The following is a 15653-nucleotide window of genomic DNA, read 5'->3' as shown; positions in this document are numbered from 1 at the left end:
GGTTCGTTTCATAAGCTTGGCTTCCTCGGGACTGAACAGACACGATAAAATCATTTTTTTATTGCCGCGCAACTGTGCGCGCAAATTTCATAGTCCGAAAAGCGCTAAAAAATACTGATTTTACTCTATTATGTCACCAAAATATGCGCCGCTGACCATCCTCTCACTCATTCATATATATTTTACCCGCAAAAATCTGCGAATTTTATACTTGATTCTTTTAGTCACCTTTAAGATAACAATCACCTCAGTCGGAGGCGACAATGGACAATGCAATTTATGATTTTACTGGCGTCGGGCTCGGCCCGTTTAATCTTGGTCTGGCTTGCCTTGCAAAGCCGGTGCCTTGGTTACGGTCCGTTTTTCTCGACCGCAGCCGGGGCTTCAACTGGCATCCAGGCATGCTGCTGGAGAACGCGACCTTGCAGACACCGTTCATGGGCGATCTCGTCACTCTGGCGGATCCCACCAGCCCATTCACGTTCCTTAATTATATAAAAGAGCAGGGCAAAATTTACTCGTTTTACACACGTGAAGACTTTTTCCTTCTGCGCAACGAATACAATCTTTACTGCCAATGGGCGGCTACGAAACTGGACAATCTGAAATTCGGTCATACGGTGAAGGATGTCAGATACGATAAGGCAGCAAGCACCTACAGGCTGACAGTTGCCAACCGTTTGGGCGGAATCAAAAATATAGAAACCCGCAAGCTCGTGGTGGGAACGGGAACATCGCCGTCGATACCCGCCTGCTGCCAAAAGCTGGCTCCGCATATCACCCATTCCTCACACTATATGACGCACAAGAAGCAGCTTCAGGCGCGCAAATCCGTTGTGATCGTGGGAAGCGGGCAGAGCGCCGCCGAGATTTATTACGATCTTCTGTCGGAGATCGACAACCACAACTACAGCCTCGATTGGGTGACACGTTCGCCACGGTTCTTTCCTCTGGACCTGACAAAGCTCAATCTAGAGATGACATCGCCTGATTACGCCCGCTACTTCCATGGTCTGCCCGAGCAAACACGAGACCGGGTTTTGCAGGAGCAGTCGGCACTTTTCAAAGGCATCAATGCCAGCCTGCTGAAGGACATTTACGACCTTCTCTATCGCAAAAGCCTGAAGGGACGTGTCGAGACCAATCTCATTCCCAACAGCGAGCTGATCGATGCGCGCCACGCGCCCGGACGTCAGGAATTTTCTCTGGAGTTTCGGCAACGGGAACAGGACATCACATTCACGCTCCAGCCGGATGCCGTCATTCTGGCCACCGGATACGATTACAAGGAGCCGGAGTTTCTGGGCGGGATTTCCGAGCGCCTCCGGCGCGACAGCAAAGGAAGGCTCGATGTCGGCGCGAATTATGCGGTGGATCATGGGGCAAGCGAGGTCTTTGTTCAAAACCTTGATATTCACACTCACGGCTTCGTTGCGCCAGACCTTGGCATGGCATGCTTGCGTAACGCGACGATCCTGCGTGAAATCGCGGGTTACGAGGTCTATCCAATCGAACAGGAAACCGCTTTCCAGACATTTGATGTACGTGGTCTGAGCGACGTCAAATCAGCACGCGTGGTGGCGTGATGCTCAGACCAGCTTTATTGGCGATGACAGCCATCGCCGTTGTCAGTGACACGATGTTATTGCCCTATTATCCGCAACTGTTTGCGGCCCGCTTCAGTATTTCGTCCTCATTCACGGTCGGGGCGTACCTGGCGTCGATCTCGCTTGCGGTCATGCTGGCGTTTCCGGTCTGGGTTGCCATTGCCAAACGACGTGACACGATTGCTGTCCTCATCTGGACGCAATTGGCGGCGGCTGGTTTCAGCCTCGCTTGCTACGTGGCAGCGGACATTGCCAGTTTCTGGGTCTCATCGATTGTGATGGTGTGCTTCAAGGCAAGCTACCTGCTGATGTACCCTTACGTCATTGCCATGCAGCCGGTGGAAAAGCATGCCACGACAATCGGTGCGCTGGCCGTCATCGTCCATTTTGGGGGGATCATCGGTGCGGTCTCGGGCGGCCATGTCGTTGGTTCCTATGGATACGCAATACCCTATGTCATCATGGGTCTCGGCGATGTCATCCAGGCAGCTATCTGCGCCGTCTTGCTCAAAACAGCCTCCGTGGCCCGCGCCCGAAAATCCAGCCGCGAGGATGACAAAGGCATCATCGCGGTGACGCCTGAAGAGAGGAAAAATTTCGCCTCCCTTCTCGCGGTGATGTTCTTTTTCTATTTCGGATTTTACCTGTCGATGCCGTTCATGACCGTGTGGTGGCAGTCCGTGGCAAGAAACACCTCACCTGACATAACAGGTTTCGTCTACGCGATACCCGGCATCGTCGCTGTCGCCATATTGGCGCATGGGTTTTGGCGCGCAGGCACCGCCCAGGTCTGGCGGCGCAACGAAGCCGGTCTGGTCCTCACCAGCGCTGGTCTTGCGATACAGGCCGTTCCCGACCAGATCTGCATCATCATCGGTCGCATCATTTACGGTATCGGACTTTACCGCGTGACCATCGGCCTGGATGCCCTGTTTTTCGAACGCGCCCAAAAGGCTCACTACGCATCCGGCTTCAGCCTTCTCAACATTGCGCGCAACAGTGGCGTGATGCTGGCCGCCCTGGTCAGCGGAATGCTGACGCAGCGTTTTGGCGAAGGCCTTTCGTTTGCGGTCGCCGCACTCGTCGTGCTGGCCACGCTGCTTCTCTACCGAGCGACCTTAAGGGCACATATCGGGTTACCCAGCCCGCGCCCGCAACCCGCCTGATAAGGGAATTACGATGCTCAACACCAAAATCTCAACCAGGACAGAACGTCCGGTCGTCTTCACGCAACACCATCCACAGGTCAGCGATTTTTCGCTCTCCCTACTTGAGCCGGAAGCCGATAGCGCAAAGCTGCATGATTGGTTCACGCGCGATTATGCCCGTTTCTGGAACATGGGACATTATTCACAAAGCGAAGTCGCTTCCTTCTATGCGAAGCTCAATGCCAGCGGTCATGCCGCAAGTTACATGGGTTTCTTTGAAGGCGAGCCTGCCTTTGTCGTCGAGTCCTACGATCCCCGGCATGATCAGGTTGGCAAGCATTATGACGTGAAGGATGGCGATTGGGGTATGCATTTTTTGGTCGCGCCACCGCGTCGAAAAATTACCGGCTTCACACTTGCCATCATCCGCACGGTGTTGAGCTTCCACTTCGACAATCCGCTGATCAAGCGGCTTGTGGTCGAGCCGGATGTTCGAAACGAAAAGGTCCACGAGCTCAATCGCAAAGTTGGCTTCATCAGCGCACGCACGATCGAGCTTGAAGAAAAGACAGCCCTTTTGTCTTTCGCCACGCGCCAAGATTTTTACAAAACCCTTGAACAGGACATAAACGCATGAATATCTCCGCGTTCCCAACACCTTCCTTTTCTCCAGAAAAAGCATCGGCACATCTCGGGCTACTCGTGTGGGATGACGTCAACCGACATCTTGTGCATAAGGCGCTGGCAGAGTTTTCCCACGAGCTTCTTCTTTCGCCGAAGATGATTTCGAGTGAGGGAGATTGGGGGCTCTACGAGGTACGCCCCGAACAGGACAGTGCTATCGCCTATCGTTTCAAGGCCAGACGACTGGCGCTGGACCATTGGTCGATCAATCCTGAAACCATCGAAAAAACGATTGCGGATGAGCCGGAACCGCTCGATGCGCTGTCCCTGATCCTCGAATTCGCGCCTACGCTGGGCATCAAGGAAGCCATGCTGCCGACCTATCTGGAAGAGGTGTCCACGACACTTTATGGCGCGTCCTACAAACGCGAGGAGCGCCATATTTCCTCCAGACATCTTGCCGTGGCCGATTACCAGACAATCGAAGCTGGAATGACGGAGGGGCATCCGACCTTTATTGCCAACAATGGCCGCATCGGCTTTGACGCCATTGATTACCGCCTCTACGCGCCGGAAGCCGCGCACCCCGTCCAGATCATATGGCTGGCCGTGAGCAAGGAGCGGGCGATCTTCACCTCTGTCTCGGAACTGGACTATGCCAGCCTGATCGGCGGAGAGCTGGATGAAGCAACGCTGCAGAGCTTTGAAACACGCCTCACCCGACTTGGTCTCAACCCTGATGATTATTGGCTGATGCCAGCGCACCCGTGGCAATGGTTCAACAAGCTCGCCATCACCTTCGCCGCCGATGTCGCGCGGCGTTACATTGTCTGCCTCGGCTATGGCAGCGACAGCTACAATGCTCAGCAGTCGATCAGAACCTTTTTCAACACAACGGACAATCGCAAGCACTATGTCAAAACCGGAATTTCCGTTCTGAATATGGGCTTCATGCGCGGCCTGTCGCCCAAATACATGCGGGCGACACCAGCTATCAACGAGTGGCTTGATGACCTGCTTTCTGCTGACGACTATCTGCGCCAGAACGGCTTTAGCATTCTGCGCGAAGTCGCCGCCATCGGCTATCACTATCCCTATTACGATCAGGGACTGAAGCTGGATTCTCCCTATAAGAAGATGCTTTCGGCACTCTGGCGAGAAAGCCCTCTGCCGCGCCTGCGCGCCAACGAGCGCATCATGACGATGGCAGCATTGCTGCATAGAGACAAGGACGGCGTCTCGCTTGTGGCGGAACTGATCGCCACTTCGGGCCTTGATGCGCAAGACTGGATAGCGGCCTATCTGAAGGCTTATCTGGCGCCCCTCATTCATTGCTTCTATCGCTACGATCTGGCTTTCATGCCGCACGGCGAAAATCTCATTCTCGTCCTTGAAGACAATGTGCCGGTGCGCGCCATCATGAAGGATATTGGAGAAGAGATCGGCATCCTGAATGGCTCAATCGAGGTGCCAGAAGAGATATCTCGGATATGCTACACACTGGACGAAAAAATGAAGCCGAACTGCATCTTCACCGATGTGTTCGATTGCTTCTTCCGCTATCTCTCCGCGACATTGCATGAAACGGACACGTTGCACGAAGATCGCTTCTGGAGCCTGGTTGCAGAATGCTTCCGCACCTATCAGGCCGAACATCCTGGCTATGCAGACAAATACCAGCGCTACGATTTCTTCGCAGAGCGCTTCGTGCGCAATTGCCTGAACCGATTGCAGCTGAACAACAACCAGCAAATGCTGGACTTGCTCAACCCGGAAGACAGCCTGCAATATATTGGCGAGCTGGAAAACCCGCTGGCGCGCTTCCGCTAGGCAGAAAACCTCCCCACGCGCTTGCCCAACTCGGATATGGCGAGATGGGCGAGCGCAATCGTAATCTTCTATCCATCATCCATTCATAAAGCAGCCATGCCTGCTTCAGGGAAGAAACGCATAGTCCTGTTGTCGCTCGTAATGAGCAATCAAACAGGAGACACTTACATATGTGCTGGATAGCCAAGGCAACTGCCGTGACTGGAACTGCTCTGCTCATGACGGCCGGTGGCGTGAACGCCGTCGAGATTCACAACGGAACGATCACCGAAGCTGAAGTCATCAAGACCCAGGAAGCCTGGGGCGAGGCCCTCGTTGCGATTTCACGCGAATACGAGGAAAAAGGCGTGAAATCAGCGCAGGAAATGGCCGGGAAAGTGATCGATGCGGCCTATGGGTACCAGTTGGGCCCGGTGCTGTTCAAGCCGACGCTTACGCAGGAGCCACAGACCTTCCGGACCGACCGCGAGGGTGCACTATCCTACTTTGTCGGTCAGAACCCTAAATACCCTTCCGATACGGGGTTTGCCTTGAAGGGCTGGAAGGAAGTTGACGTTAAGAACGCTGCCATTCTTCTTGATGGTGAGTTTGCGACCACGCTCGGCAATGTCTCCTTTACCGATAAAGACGGCAAGGTGACGACGGTGGATAAATCATGGACATTCAAGAAGGATGACCAAGGCACCGTCCGTATCGTTCAGCATCATTCTTCGCTGCCTTATTCACCCAAGTAATGTAGCACCTACCGGCCCTGTTCGAGACGATAACCGATGCCGCGCACCGTCGTGATGCAGGATGAACTATCTGAAGGCCGGTCGATCTTTGCCCGCAGGCGGCGCACATAGACATCCACGACATTCGTCAGCGGATCTTCGCCTGCGCCCCAGATATTCGCCAAAATCCGTTCCCGGCTCAGCACTCTGCCGGGGGTGGACATGAACAATTCCAGAAGGGCAAGCTCCTTCGCGGTCATCGATATCTCGCTTCCCTCGACGGTAACGCGCATGGACTCCCGGTCTAGTTCCAGCGGCCCAACGCACAATATCTTTGTTTCCAGCGGACGCATGTCAACGGGGCGGCGCATCAGCGCCTCTATCCTTGCCAGCAATTCTTCGAACGAAAACGGTTTGACGAGATAGTCGTCAGCGCCCATTCGCAATCCTGAAATGCGATCATTCACAGAACCCAGCGCCGTCAGCATCAAGATCGGGGCCGATATGCCACTGGCGCGGAGCGTCTGGCAGACATCAGAGCCGTTGATGATCGGCAGCATGACATCAAGCAGAATGGCGCCGTTAGAGCCCGTGCTGCGCCATTCGTGCCATAAATCATGCGCCTTCTCGATGCCATCAGGGCCATCCCGGGCAACCGTGACGCTGTAGCCTTCGGCGCGCAATCCGCGCTCCAGAAAATCGGCCACCCTTGGATCGTCTTCTATCACCAATATGTTCACTTCGTCTTCTCCACGACGGGTTCAAGGACGGTTCGGGCGTGCGTCAACGGCAAGCGAAGCGTGGCTGCTGTTCCCTGCTCGCTGTTGCTCTCAAGCGAGATTGTGCCGTCATGGGCGGACGTCAAATGCCTGGCGATGGACAATCCCAGACCCGTGCCTTCGGGGCGGTGAAGCCTTGCATTGACGCCGCGGAAATTGCGTTCGAAAACATGCGGCAGGGCATCGGCTTCGATGCCAATTCCGTGGTCCCGAATAACCAGTTCCCACGCGCCTGCCGTGCCACGAGACCGAACATTAACCTGACCATTGGGCGGTGAGTAACGGATGGCATTATCAAGCAGGATCGCGATGATCTGCCGGATGCGAAACGGGTCTGCCGACACGATCATTTCAGTATCTTCAATATCCGTGGAGATTGTGATGCTTCTCTGATTGGCCAGTGTAGCGGCGCTTAGAAGGGCCTCTTCAAGCGGACCTGCAATATCGATCGGCTCCCTGTTGAGCGGTAATGTCTCATCTTCGCCACGCGACATCATCAGAAGGTCGTCAATCAGACTTCCCATCTGGCTGGCGGCCTGCCCGATCCGCCGGAGTGACGCGCGATAATCATCATCCGCCTTTTGGCCGCGCAAGGCGATTTCGGCTTCGCCCCTGATCGCAGTGGTGGGCGTGCGTAATTCATGGCTGATATCGCCCAGCAAACTGCGACGGCGCCCCTCAGAAGCGCGCAACCGGGATAGGGCATCTTCCAGAGCGGCAGTGCGCTCCTTGACCTGTTGCTCCAGAACGACCCTTTGGTTGGCTTCTTCGTTTCGACGAAGCAAAAGCTCGGATGCCATGCGATTGATGCTGGTCGCAAAGGCGCCGAACTCGTCTGATGTCGTTACCGGAATACGATGTTCCAAGTGACCAGCCTCATAAGCTTTCGCCCCTTCCGACATCTGCTGCAAGGGACGGCGGATGGCCTTGGCGACGACATAGGCCAGCCCCATGCCGATCACCGCTATGATGAGCGTCATGGCCGCGAGGACGCGATTGAGTTGTGAGAGCGCGAGATCGGCATTCGTACGCTTTACACTGAGCTGCGACCTTTCTTTGACAATCGTGTCATTGAGCACCTCACGCAGGTCTCGCCCTGCCCCTTGATCGAAAACAGTTTCTATAGAGGCCCAGGCGGTGCGCGCATCATCTGCGCCCGTATGGGATCTGATGTCTTCAATGGCGGGCTTCAGCGCGATAACGCTGTCGGAGATAAGCTGCAGCGCCTCGTCACGGACATCGTCATCATCGGTGGAGGCACCGGCCAAACGATCAAACTCCCGCGCATCCTTACTGATTAGCCTGATCTGCTGGATAATTTCCGCCATATGGGCGCGCAGCATTTCGCCATCGCCCGGTATGTGCGGCGCGCCAATCAGCGTTCTCAAAGACCAGGCCCGCAACCTCTGCTTGGTGGCGGAAAGCTCCAGCAAGCCGGACAGCAGGTCTCCCGCATATCGACCACGGAGGACCTGTTGTTCTGCCTGGTTGGCGATGTGACGATTGAGAACCCCCTGGGACACGATGAGAACTGCCAGCACCGCGAAAGCCGCGACCAGCCGCATCGTGAAGTCAAACCGCCTTATTGTCATAGCGCTCCATTCCAATCTGCTGGCCCAGCAAACCAGCCCAAAGGCTAGCCGTCATGCCTCATCGGGAATGACGCTCGAATTTATAGGAAGCTTCTTGCCCACTTTGAGGCAGCACGATTATCATTGGAAAATCGAGCTTAAACGCGACGCCTGTGAGAGCGAGACGGTGCGATTGAAGAGCCAGTCCACGCGATTGTGCTGGAAGCCGGGGCTGAAGACCTGTTCTCGGTTGGATCCAGTCTGTAAACAGACGCAACATCTCCACAATTCTGCGAAGGTGTTGTTACTTCATTATGCCAATTACTCCAAGAAAACGACGTCATTTCCGCTTTCTTCTTAAATTTCAGCGAAGGAAACCCCACACTAAACACACTCTTCGAGTATAGACCTATATCCTAATATAAACCATTGAAATAAAATCAATAAATTAATATACAAAAATGCTAATTTTAATATTCTTTGTTTACGAATATTACAAAACTCGATTTTGATTTTTCAAGAAATGATTTTCCAATATAAATTTCAAATATCGATCTACAATCGAATACAAATTTTGATATATGTCAATTCCTATTGGCTTTTCTACGTATTAAATAAAACAATAATCAATTAATTAACCTTATTAATCAATATTTGTATTTCCACGGGAAGCGGCCGGTCTACGCGCATTGAAGCAGCGTCCCGGCAAGCAACTAAGGGACGGAACATGAGCCTCGCCTCTTTTGTAAATGCAAAGACAACCGCCAGGACGCTCGCACTGGAGGCATTACAAGCCAATGTAATGATCGCGGATGCGGGGCTGAACATCACATACATGAATCCCGCAGTTGTCGAGCTCCTCAAAGAGGCGGAAAGCGACCTGAAGAAGGAACTGCCGAAATTCAGCGTGGCAACGCTGATCGGTGCCAATATCGATGTCTTCCACAAAAATCCATCTCATCAACGAAACATGTTGGCGGCACTAAAACAACGCCACAGCGCGACGATCACGGTCGGAACCCGTGTGTTCGATTTGCTCGTGACACCCTTGAAGCAGGGAGCCAAAACCGTTGGCTTCGTCGTTGAATGGGCGGATGCCAAAGCGCGCCTGCTCAATCTCGATTACACAGCCCAGATCGCTGCCATAGGCCGCTCACAGGCCATCATCGAATTCACCGTGGATGGACAGATCGTTGGAGCCAACGAAAACTTTTTAAAGTTGATGGGCTACACCCAAAGCGAAATCGTTGGCAAAAACCACAGCATCTTCGTTGACAAGGCCCATCAGTCTTCGGAGGACTACAGGAAGTTCTGGACCGCGCTGCGTGAAGGCCGCTACCAGGCGGCTGAATTTAAACGCAGGACAAAGTCTGGTCGGGAGGTCACTATCTCGGCCTCCTATAATCCAATCCTCGACATGAATGGGAAGGTCGTAAAGGTCGTAAAGTTTGCAACCGATGTCACAGACCGGGTGCAGACGGTCAGTTCGCTTGGCGATGCCCTGAAGCGTCTCTGTTCCGGTGATTTCGGCTTCTCGCTGACAGAACCCTTCGCGCCCGAATTCGAGTTTCTTCGGCATGACCTCAACCGGTCAGTTTCCCAGCTCTGCGATACCTTCAAGGAAATCTCCGTCAGTGTTGATGTGATCAACCAGGGCACGCGAGAAATCGGCCAGGGTGTCGGTGATTTGTCCAAACGGACGGAAAATCAGGCGGCAAGTCTGGAGGAGACGGCAGCGGCACTGGAAGAAATTACCGCCAATGTCAGCTCATCTGCGCAGCGAGCCCAGGAAGCACGTGAAGTGGCTGGCTCTGCCAAAAACAATGCAGAGAAGTCTGGCGATGTGGTGGCGCAAGCCGTTGATGCGATGAGCCGGATCGAGGATTCCTCCTCAAAGATTTCGAACATCATTGGCGTCATCGACGAAATTGCCTTCCAGACCAACCTGCTGGCCCTGAATGCGGGTGTAGAGGCGGCACGCGCCGGGGAAGCCGGCCGAGGTTTCGCCGTTGTCGCCCAGGAAGTGCGGGAACTCGCACAGCGCTCGGCCAAAGCCGCCAAGGAAATCAAGGAGCTGATTCAGAATTCGGCTTCCGAAGTATCGACCGGCGTAAAGCTGGTGTCTGATACGGGCGGTGCCTTGCGCACCATCAGCAAGCAGATCGTTGAAATCAACGACCATGTCGTGACGATTTCCACAGCCGCGCGCGAGCAGTCGACAGGTTTGCTGGAGGTCAACGGCGCGGTCAACAGCATGGATCAGACAACGCAACAAAATGCGGCCATGGTGGAGGAAAGCAGTGCCGCAGCCTCAACGCTCGCCAGCGAAGCGACGAAGCTTCAAAGCATGATCGGCCAGTTCAATCTGGGCGACCAAAGCCGCAATGCAGGCAACAGGCAAGCCGGTCAATACAGGTCAGACCGCGCAGCTTGAGCACGGTAGCTTACTTCACAACTCTACGCGGTGGGGCAATAAATCCATCGCGTAGACTTGCTTCACCAATCGCCCATTAGGTGAGGTAGAGAGCAGAATGAAGTTTGGCTCGCCCAATGAATTGGCTCTTGGAGAGAGATGGCGTCCACGAGAGGATTCGAACCTCCGACCCCAGGATTCATACCACTTCGGCTTTAACCGCCGCCCGAGGGCGTTCGTGGTCTGGACTGTCCCTTCACCATGGGCCGAGGCCTTTAGGTGTTGCCCATCCAGTCTCTACACCTTCAACGGATTTCTCCGAAGCTTGGCTCGGGATTGGCATGCTGAGAGTTCAGCGAAGCGTTCCCCGAATTTGAGCAAATCGACTACACACTTTCGTCGTGCAGCCCCCAATTTCCAACTAGGAATCCTGTGCTCTATCCTACTGAGCTACGTGGACATTTCGCAGGTTGGATAACGTATTTGGCAAAGTTGGGCAACGCCATTTTGGCGTTTCCCATCATTCGCCTCGAGGATATCGCTGGTTTTCTTCCAGAACATTGAGGTCCATGTGGTTTCGCATGTAACGCTCGGAGGCTTTCTGCAGGGGTTGGTAGTCCCAGGGATAATAGGCGCCATTGCGCAGGGCCTGATAGACGACCCTGCGGCGGGCCTGGCTTTCGCGGATGGACGAATCAAACATGCTAAGGTCCCAGCGGCTGTTTATCTGCGCCATCAAGGATGCGAGGACACTCTCGTACTGCGGATCATTGGCCAGATTGTTGCGCTCATGCGCATCTATTTCGAGATCAAACAGCATGGGAGGGTCTTGCTCGCAGATTGTGAGCTTGTAGCGCCCGTCGCGTATCGCCACCAATGGGGCCACCGAACCCTCGGCCGCATATTCCATGGGCACTGCGCTGCGCCCTTCTGTCTGCCGAGCCAAGCCTGAGAGGTTTTCACCATCCATCCATTGTTTCAACGATGTGATGTCGAGACCCGCGAGGGAACATAAGGTTGGCGTTACATCCAGCGTGGAAACGGGCGTTTCAACCTGCCTTGCACTCCAGCCGGGCGCAGCGATCATCAGGGGCACGCGTGCAGATCCCTCGAAGAAGCACATCTTGAACCACAGGCCACGCTCTCCCAGCATGTCGCCGTGATCCGACAGGAACACGATGATCGTGTCTTCATCTTGCCGCGTTCGTTTCAACACATCGAGAAGTTCACCGATCTTGTCATCCACATAGGATATATTGGCGAAATAGCCCTGCCGTGCTCGCCGCACCTGTTCAGGCGTTATATCGAATGCGCTGTGATCGCAGGCTTCAAGCAATCGCTGTGAATGCGGATCATGCTCCGCAAAAGGCAGAGCCTCGGCCTGCGGGTCGAGAGCCGGGCAGTTCTCATAGAGATCCCAATATTTGCGCCTTGCCACATAGGGATCATGCGGGTGGGTGAAACTGACAGTGAGGCACCAGGGGCGGTCGTCCAATCTGCGCGACAAGTCATAGAGTTTGCGGGTTGCGTGATAGGCAACCTCGTCGTCATATTCCATCTGGTTTGTGATTTCTGCCACGCCCGCCCCCGTGACGGAGCCTAGATTGTGGTACCACCAGTCGATGCGCTCACCGGGTTTGGTGTAATCAGGCGTCCAGCCGAAATCTGCGGGATAGATATCCGTCGTCAGCCGCTCTTCGAAGCCATGGAGCTGATCGGGGCCGACGAAATGCATCTTGCCGGAAAGACCGGTGTGATAGCCGGCAGAGCGCAGATGATGGGCATAGGTCGGGATATCCGATGCGAACTCTGCCGCATTGTCATAGACCCGCGTGCGGCTTGGCAATTGTCCGGACATGAAGGATGCCCGCGCAGGGGCGCAGAGAGGACTTGCCGTATAGGCATTGGCAAAGCGAACGGAGCGCTTTGCCAATGCTTTCAAATGCGGCGCGTGGAGGAAATCCGCAGGCCCATCAGGAAAGAACGTTCCGTTCAACTGATCGACCATGAGGATGAGTATATTCTGACGCGCCATCTATTTATCCTGAAATCAAAGGCCCACTGAAGCCTTTACGGCTTCCGCACCGGGTTTGCCATCCAGCGTGGTAATACCGGAAAGCCACGTATCGATGGCTTGCGGATTGGCTTTCAACCACGCTGTGGCGGCATCCGTCGCGGTCTGGCCATCCAAAATTTCGCCCATGAGCTTGTTTTCCATGCTGACATCGAATGTCAGGTTCTTGAGCAGAGCCGTAGCATTCGGGCATTGCGCCGACCATCCAGTGCGGGCCAGCGTGTAAACCTGCGCACCGCCGAAGTTAGGCCCGAAATAATCATCGCCGCCGGAGAGATATTCGATGGAGAATTTCTCGTTCATCGGGTGTGGCGCCCAAGCCAGAAAGACGATTCCCTTCTTGGATTTGCCCGCACGATCGACCTGAGAGAGCATCGCCTGTTCGCCAGACTCGACCAGTTCCCAGCCTTTCAGCCCAAACTTCTCGTCCGCGATGATTTTCTGGATGTTCTGGTTGGCAGGCGCGCCCGGCTCGATGCCATAGATTTTCTTTTCGAACTCATCGCCATGCTTTGCCAGATCAGCAAAGTCCTTGATGCCTTTTTCTGCCATGTAGGACGGAATGGCGAGGGTGAACTTGGCGCCTTCCAGGTTCTGGCCGATGACTTCCACGGCCTTGGCAGCGTTGAGATCATCCACGAAGGATTTCTGCGCGGGCATCCAGTTGCCCAAAAACACGTCTATGTCGCCGTTTTTCATGGACTGGTATCCAATGGGCACCGACAAGGTCTTGATATCCGGCTGGTACCCCAGCGCTTCAAGCACAACGGATGCGACGCCGTTGGTCGCTGTAATATCCGTCCAGCCGGGATCGCTCATGCGAATCGTCTTGCATTCAGGAGCATCGGCCGCCAGTGCAGGACCGGCACAGGATGCGGCAAGAAAGAGAATGCCTGACTTTATCTGCCCAATACGCGAACGTTTGTTCATTGCCACCTCTCCGATTTCTGATTTTTCAATGAACAACGGATTGATCTTTGCCGTGAAGCGGATAATTTTTGATAGCTAATAAAAGGAATCCTTATGGCAGAACGCCCTATCAACCTTGGATGGATGCGGATGCTGGAGGTGATTGGCCGACGTGGAAGCCTGACGGCCGCCGCGCAGGAGTTGGGCCTGACCCAGCCAGCGGTGAGCTATCAAATCCGTCGGCTGGAGGATGAGCTGGGTATCCGGCTTTTGAAACGGCAACACCGGGGGGTGGAACTCACGCCGGAGGGCCTGCGATTTTACGATGTCGTCAGCCGGCATGTGCTGGAGATCGATTCGCTCACTGGCGAAATCAAGGGCGTTTCGAGACCCACCGTTCGTTTGCATACCGATTATGCTTTCTCGTCTCTCTGGCTCATTCCGCGCATGCAGGAATTCAGGGCGCAATTTCCCGACATCCATATCCAGATCACGGCAAGCCAGAACCCGCCTCGCCACCCTGCGACCGACGATGATGTGCTTGTCGTTTTCGGTTCCCGCGCCGATGCCGGGGATGACGGAACCTTGCTGGTGCCAGAACGGGTGAGACCGGTCTGTGCGCCGGGCTTTCTTGACGGGAACCCTGACGGGGTTACGCCTGAGCAATTGGCCGGAATGAAGCTCATCCATCTGGAGAGTTCATGGTCATCGATATGGTTCGACTGGTCCAGCTACCTTGCAAGCCTGGGAGTGGCTAGAGCCCCGGAGCACGGGCGGGGTGACATCAGTTGCAACACCTATTCGCTTGTCATCCAATCAGCCATTGGCAAGCAGGGCATCGCGCTGGGGTGGGCAGGACTTGTGGACGACCTCGTGGCAAGCGGTGCACTGGTTGGCGTTGGGCCAACCCTGCAAGCGCCCGACCGTGGCTATTGGCTGGTGGGCTGCAAAGACAGGAAAGGAGCAGCGCTAAAACTCGCCGACTGGCTGCATGGGCTGGCGGCGCCGCAGTAGTGTTCCTGCGGACCTACGACACCGCAGGTTCCTTAGCCTGCCGCATACCTGAGGATTTGAGATAGGCGCTGGGAGAGCTGCCGAGCATACGGCGAAACATGGTGGTGAAGGCAGAGACGTTTTCATAGCCCGCATCCAGCGCGACATTCGTGACGGTTTCGCCGCTTGCCAAGCGCGGCAGAGAGGCAAAAATGCAGGCTTGCTGACGCCATGTAACGAAACTGACGCCGGTCTCTGCCCGGAACATGCGTGTGAATGTGCGGCGGCTCATGCCCAGCGTTTGGGCCCAATCATCAATGCTCGCATTTGCGGCGGGGGCGCTGAGAAAGTGGCGGCAGAGGGCCGCCATGCTGGGATGTGAGGGAAAGGGAAGACCAAGCGGCTTTTCTGGCAGCTGGCTGATTTCATCCATCAGCAGTTCCATCACCAATGCGCGTCTGCGCTCGCCCTTTCGTCTGGTATCCTCATCATGCACCAGTTCCGCGATGAGATTTGCCGCGAGCACCGTGACCTCGACCACACGGGGTCTGGCCGGATTGATAACGTGAGGATGCACATAGACCGAGTGCATTTCGACTTCGCTGATGACTTCGCTTGAATGCAGCAAGCCTGCGGGAATGATAAGGCCGTGGCCCGGCGGCAGCATCCATCGGCCATCGCCCGAGCTGACGATGACGACACCGCTTCGGGCAAACCACAGCTGTGTCTTGCGATGCGAGTGAACGGGGCTTTTGAAACCTTCCGCATAAAGGCGGCGAAGGGCCAGCAGGGATTCATTATTGCCATCGATGAAATCGAGCATCAGGTCATGCTCATCACCGCGCACTGAAATCAGAGGCTCTGCACCGACATCACTCATTTGGCCCACTCGCGTAAAAACTAGACCACAGCACAAAAGCAGGCCGCAGACAATGCGCGTACAAGGGCCGCAATTAAAATTGCCTTACGTGCATGACATCTGGAGAGAACCC

Annotated in this window: 12 protein-coding genes; 7 read left to right on the top strand and 5 right to left on the bottom strand. The window is 54.9% G+C overall.

Annotated elements, in window-relative coordinates; translation table 11 throughout:
- The first annotated feature begins 263 nt into the window (after positions 1-263).
- From RQI55_RS13460 to RQI55_RS13440, 5 genes are all read left to right on the top strand, one after another.
- Positions 264-1586, top strand: coding sequence for a lysine N(6)-hydroxylase/L-ornithine N(5)-oxygenase family protein (locus tag RQI55_RS13460; protein WP_042616427.1), 1323 nt, complete (start codon positions 264-266; stop codon positions 1584-1586).
- Positions 1586-2773, top strand: a complete 1188-nt coding sequence (locus RQI55_RS13455; RefSeq protein ID WP_082249803.1) for an MFS transporter — start codon at positions 1586-1588, stop codon at positions 2771-2773. The genes RQI55_RS13460 and RQI55_RS13455 overlap by 1 nt, the downstream gene beginning before the upstream one ends.
- A 13-nt stretch (positions 2774-2786) precedes the next feature.
- A complete protein-coding gene (locus RQI55_RS13450) occupies positions 2787-3392 on the top strand; it encodes a GNAT family N-acetyltransferase (RefSeq protein WP_042616429.1) in 606 nt (201 codons plus the stop codon).
- A complete protein-coding gene (locus tag RQI55_RS13445; RefSeq protein WP_042616430.1) occupies positions 3389-5209 on the top strand; it encodes an IucA/IucC family siderophore biosynthesis protein in 1821 nt (606 codons plus the stop codon). The genes RQI55_RS13450 and RQI55_RS13445 overlap by 4 nt, the downstream gene beginning before the upstream one ends.
- A gap of 170 nt (positions 5210-5379) precedes the next feature.
- On the top strand, positions 5380-5943 hold the full coding sequence (locus RQI55_RS13440) for a hypothetical protein (protein ID WP_042616431.1): 564 nt from the start codon (positions 5380-5382) through the stop codon (positions 5941-5943).
- 8 nt (positions 5944-5951) lie between these two features.
- Here RQI55_RS13440 and RQI55_RS13435 read toward each other — a convergent pair whose 3' ends face one another.
- Positions 5952-6662 (bottom strand): response regulator transcription factor, encoded by a 711-nt coding sequence (locus RQI55_RS13435; protein ID WP_042616432.1) that lies wholly within the window; start codon positions 6660-6662, stop codon positions 5952-5954.
- Positions 6659-8293 carry an ATP-binding protein gene (locus RQI55_RS13430; RefSeq protein WP_202905896.1) on the bottom strand — a complete coding sequence of 545 codons (1635 nt, stop codon included), beginning with the start codon at positions 8291-8293 and terminating at the stop codon, positions 6659-6661. The genes RQI55_RS13435 and RQI55_RS13430 overlap by 4 nt, the downstream gene beginning before the upstream one ends.
- A gap of 706 nt (positions 8294-8999) precedes the next feature.
- Between RQI55_RS13430 and RQI55_RS13425 the strand changes: the two genes are divergently transcribed.
- The gene (locus RQI55_RS13425) at positions 9000-10706 is read left to right on the top strand and encodes a PAS domain-containing methyl-accepting chemotaxis protein (protein ID WP_042616433.1); all 1707 of its coding nucleotides are present in this window, start codon (positions 9000-9002) and stop codon (positions 10704-10706) included.
- Between the two features lie 499 nt (positions 10707-11205).
- Here the strand turns inward: RQI55_RS13425 and betC are convergent, their stop codons facing one another.
- Positions 11206-12720, bottom strand: a complete 1515-nt coding sequence (gene betC / locus RQI55_RS13420; protein WP_042616434.1) for a choline-sulfatase — start codon at positions 12718-12720, stop codon at positions 11206-11208.
- A 15-nt stretch (positions 12721-12735) separates the two neighbouring features.
- Complete coding sequence (locus tag RQI55_RS13415) at positions 12736-13689, bottom strand: choline ABC transporter substrate-binding protein (protein WP_311272818.1); 954 nt, start codon at positions 13687-13689, stop codon at positions 12736-12738.
- A gap of 93 nt (positions 13690-13782) precedes the next feature.
- Here RQI55_RS13415 and RQI55_RS13410 point away from each other — a divergent pair, with 93 nt between their 5' ends.
- Positions 13783-14682, top strand: coding sequence for a choline sulfate utilization transcriptional regulator (locus tag RQI55_RS13410; RefSeq protein ID WP_311272817.1), 900 nt, complete (start codon positions 13783-13785; stop codon positions 14680-14682).
- A 13-nt stretch (positions 14683-14695) separates the two neighbouring features.
- Here RQI55_RS13410 and RQI55_RS13405 read toward each other — a convergent pair whose 3' ends face one another.
- On the bottom strand, positions 14696-15541 hold the full coding sequence (locus RQI55_RS13405; protein WP_311272816.1) for a helix-turn-helix transcriptional regulator: 846 nt from the start codon (positions 15539-15541) through the stop codon (positions 14696-14698).
- Between the last annotated feature and the right edge of the window lie 112 nt (positions 15542-15653).

Origin of the sequence: Rhizobium sp. WCS2018Hpa-16 (genome assembly GCF_031843705.1) — a bacterium.
In the GTDB taxonomy this organism is placed as follows: Bacteria; Pseudomonadota; Alphaproteobacteria; order Rhizobiales; family Rhizobiaceae; genus Agrobacterium; species Agrobacterium tumefaciens_C.
The sequence above is the reverse complement of the archived record's forward strand: the minus strand, read 5'-3'. Positions and strand labels throughout refer to the sequence as shown.

Coding starts and splice junctions, on each gene's coding strand:
- RQI55_RS13460 (WP_042616427.1), top strand. CDS start 264: ATGGACAATGCAATTTATGATTTTACTGGCGTCGGGCTCGGCCCGTTT.
- RQI55_RS13455 (WP_082249803.1), top strand. CDS start 1,586: ATGCTCAGACCAGCTTTATTGGCGATGACAGCCATCGCCGTTGTCAGT.
- RQI55_RS13450 (WP_042616429.1), top strand. CDS start 2,787: ATGCTCAACACCAAAATCTCAACCAGGACAGAACGTCCGGTCGTCTTC.
- RQI55_RS13445 (WP_042616430.1), top strand. CDS start 3,389: ATGAATATCTCCGCGTTCCCAACACCTTCCTTTTCTCCAGAAAAAGCA.
- RQI55_RS13440 (WP_042616431.1), top strand. CDS start 5,380: ATGTGCTGGATAGCCAAGGCAACTGCCGTGACTGGAACTGCTCTGCTC.
- RQI55_RS13430 (WP_202905896.1), bottom strand. CDS start 8,293: ATGACAATAAGGCGGTTTGACTTCACGATGCGGCTGGTCGCGGCTTTC.
- RQI55_RS13425 (WP_042616433.1), top strand. CDS start 9,000: ATGAGCCTCGCCTCTTTTGTAAATGCAAAGACAACCGCCAGGACGCTC.
- betC (WP_042616434.1), bottom strand. CDS start 12,720: ATGGCGCGTCAGAATATACTCATCCTCATGGTCGATCAGTTGAACGGA.
- RQI55_RS13415 (WP_311272818.1), bottom strand. CDS start 13,689: ATGAACAAACGTTCGCGTATTGGGCAGATAAAGTCAGGCATTCTCTTT.
- RQI55_RS13410 (WP_311272817.1), top strand. CDS start 13,783: ATGGCAGAACGCCCTATCAACCTTGGATGGATGCGGATGCTGGAGGTG.
- RQI55_RS13405 (WP_311272816.1), bottom strand. CDS start 15,541: ATGAGTGATGTCGGTGCAGAGCCTCTGATTTCAGTGCGCGGTGATGAG.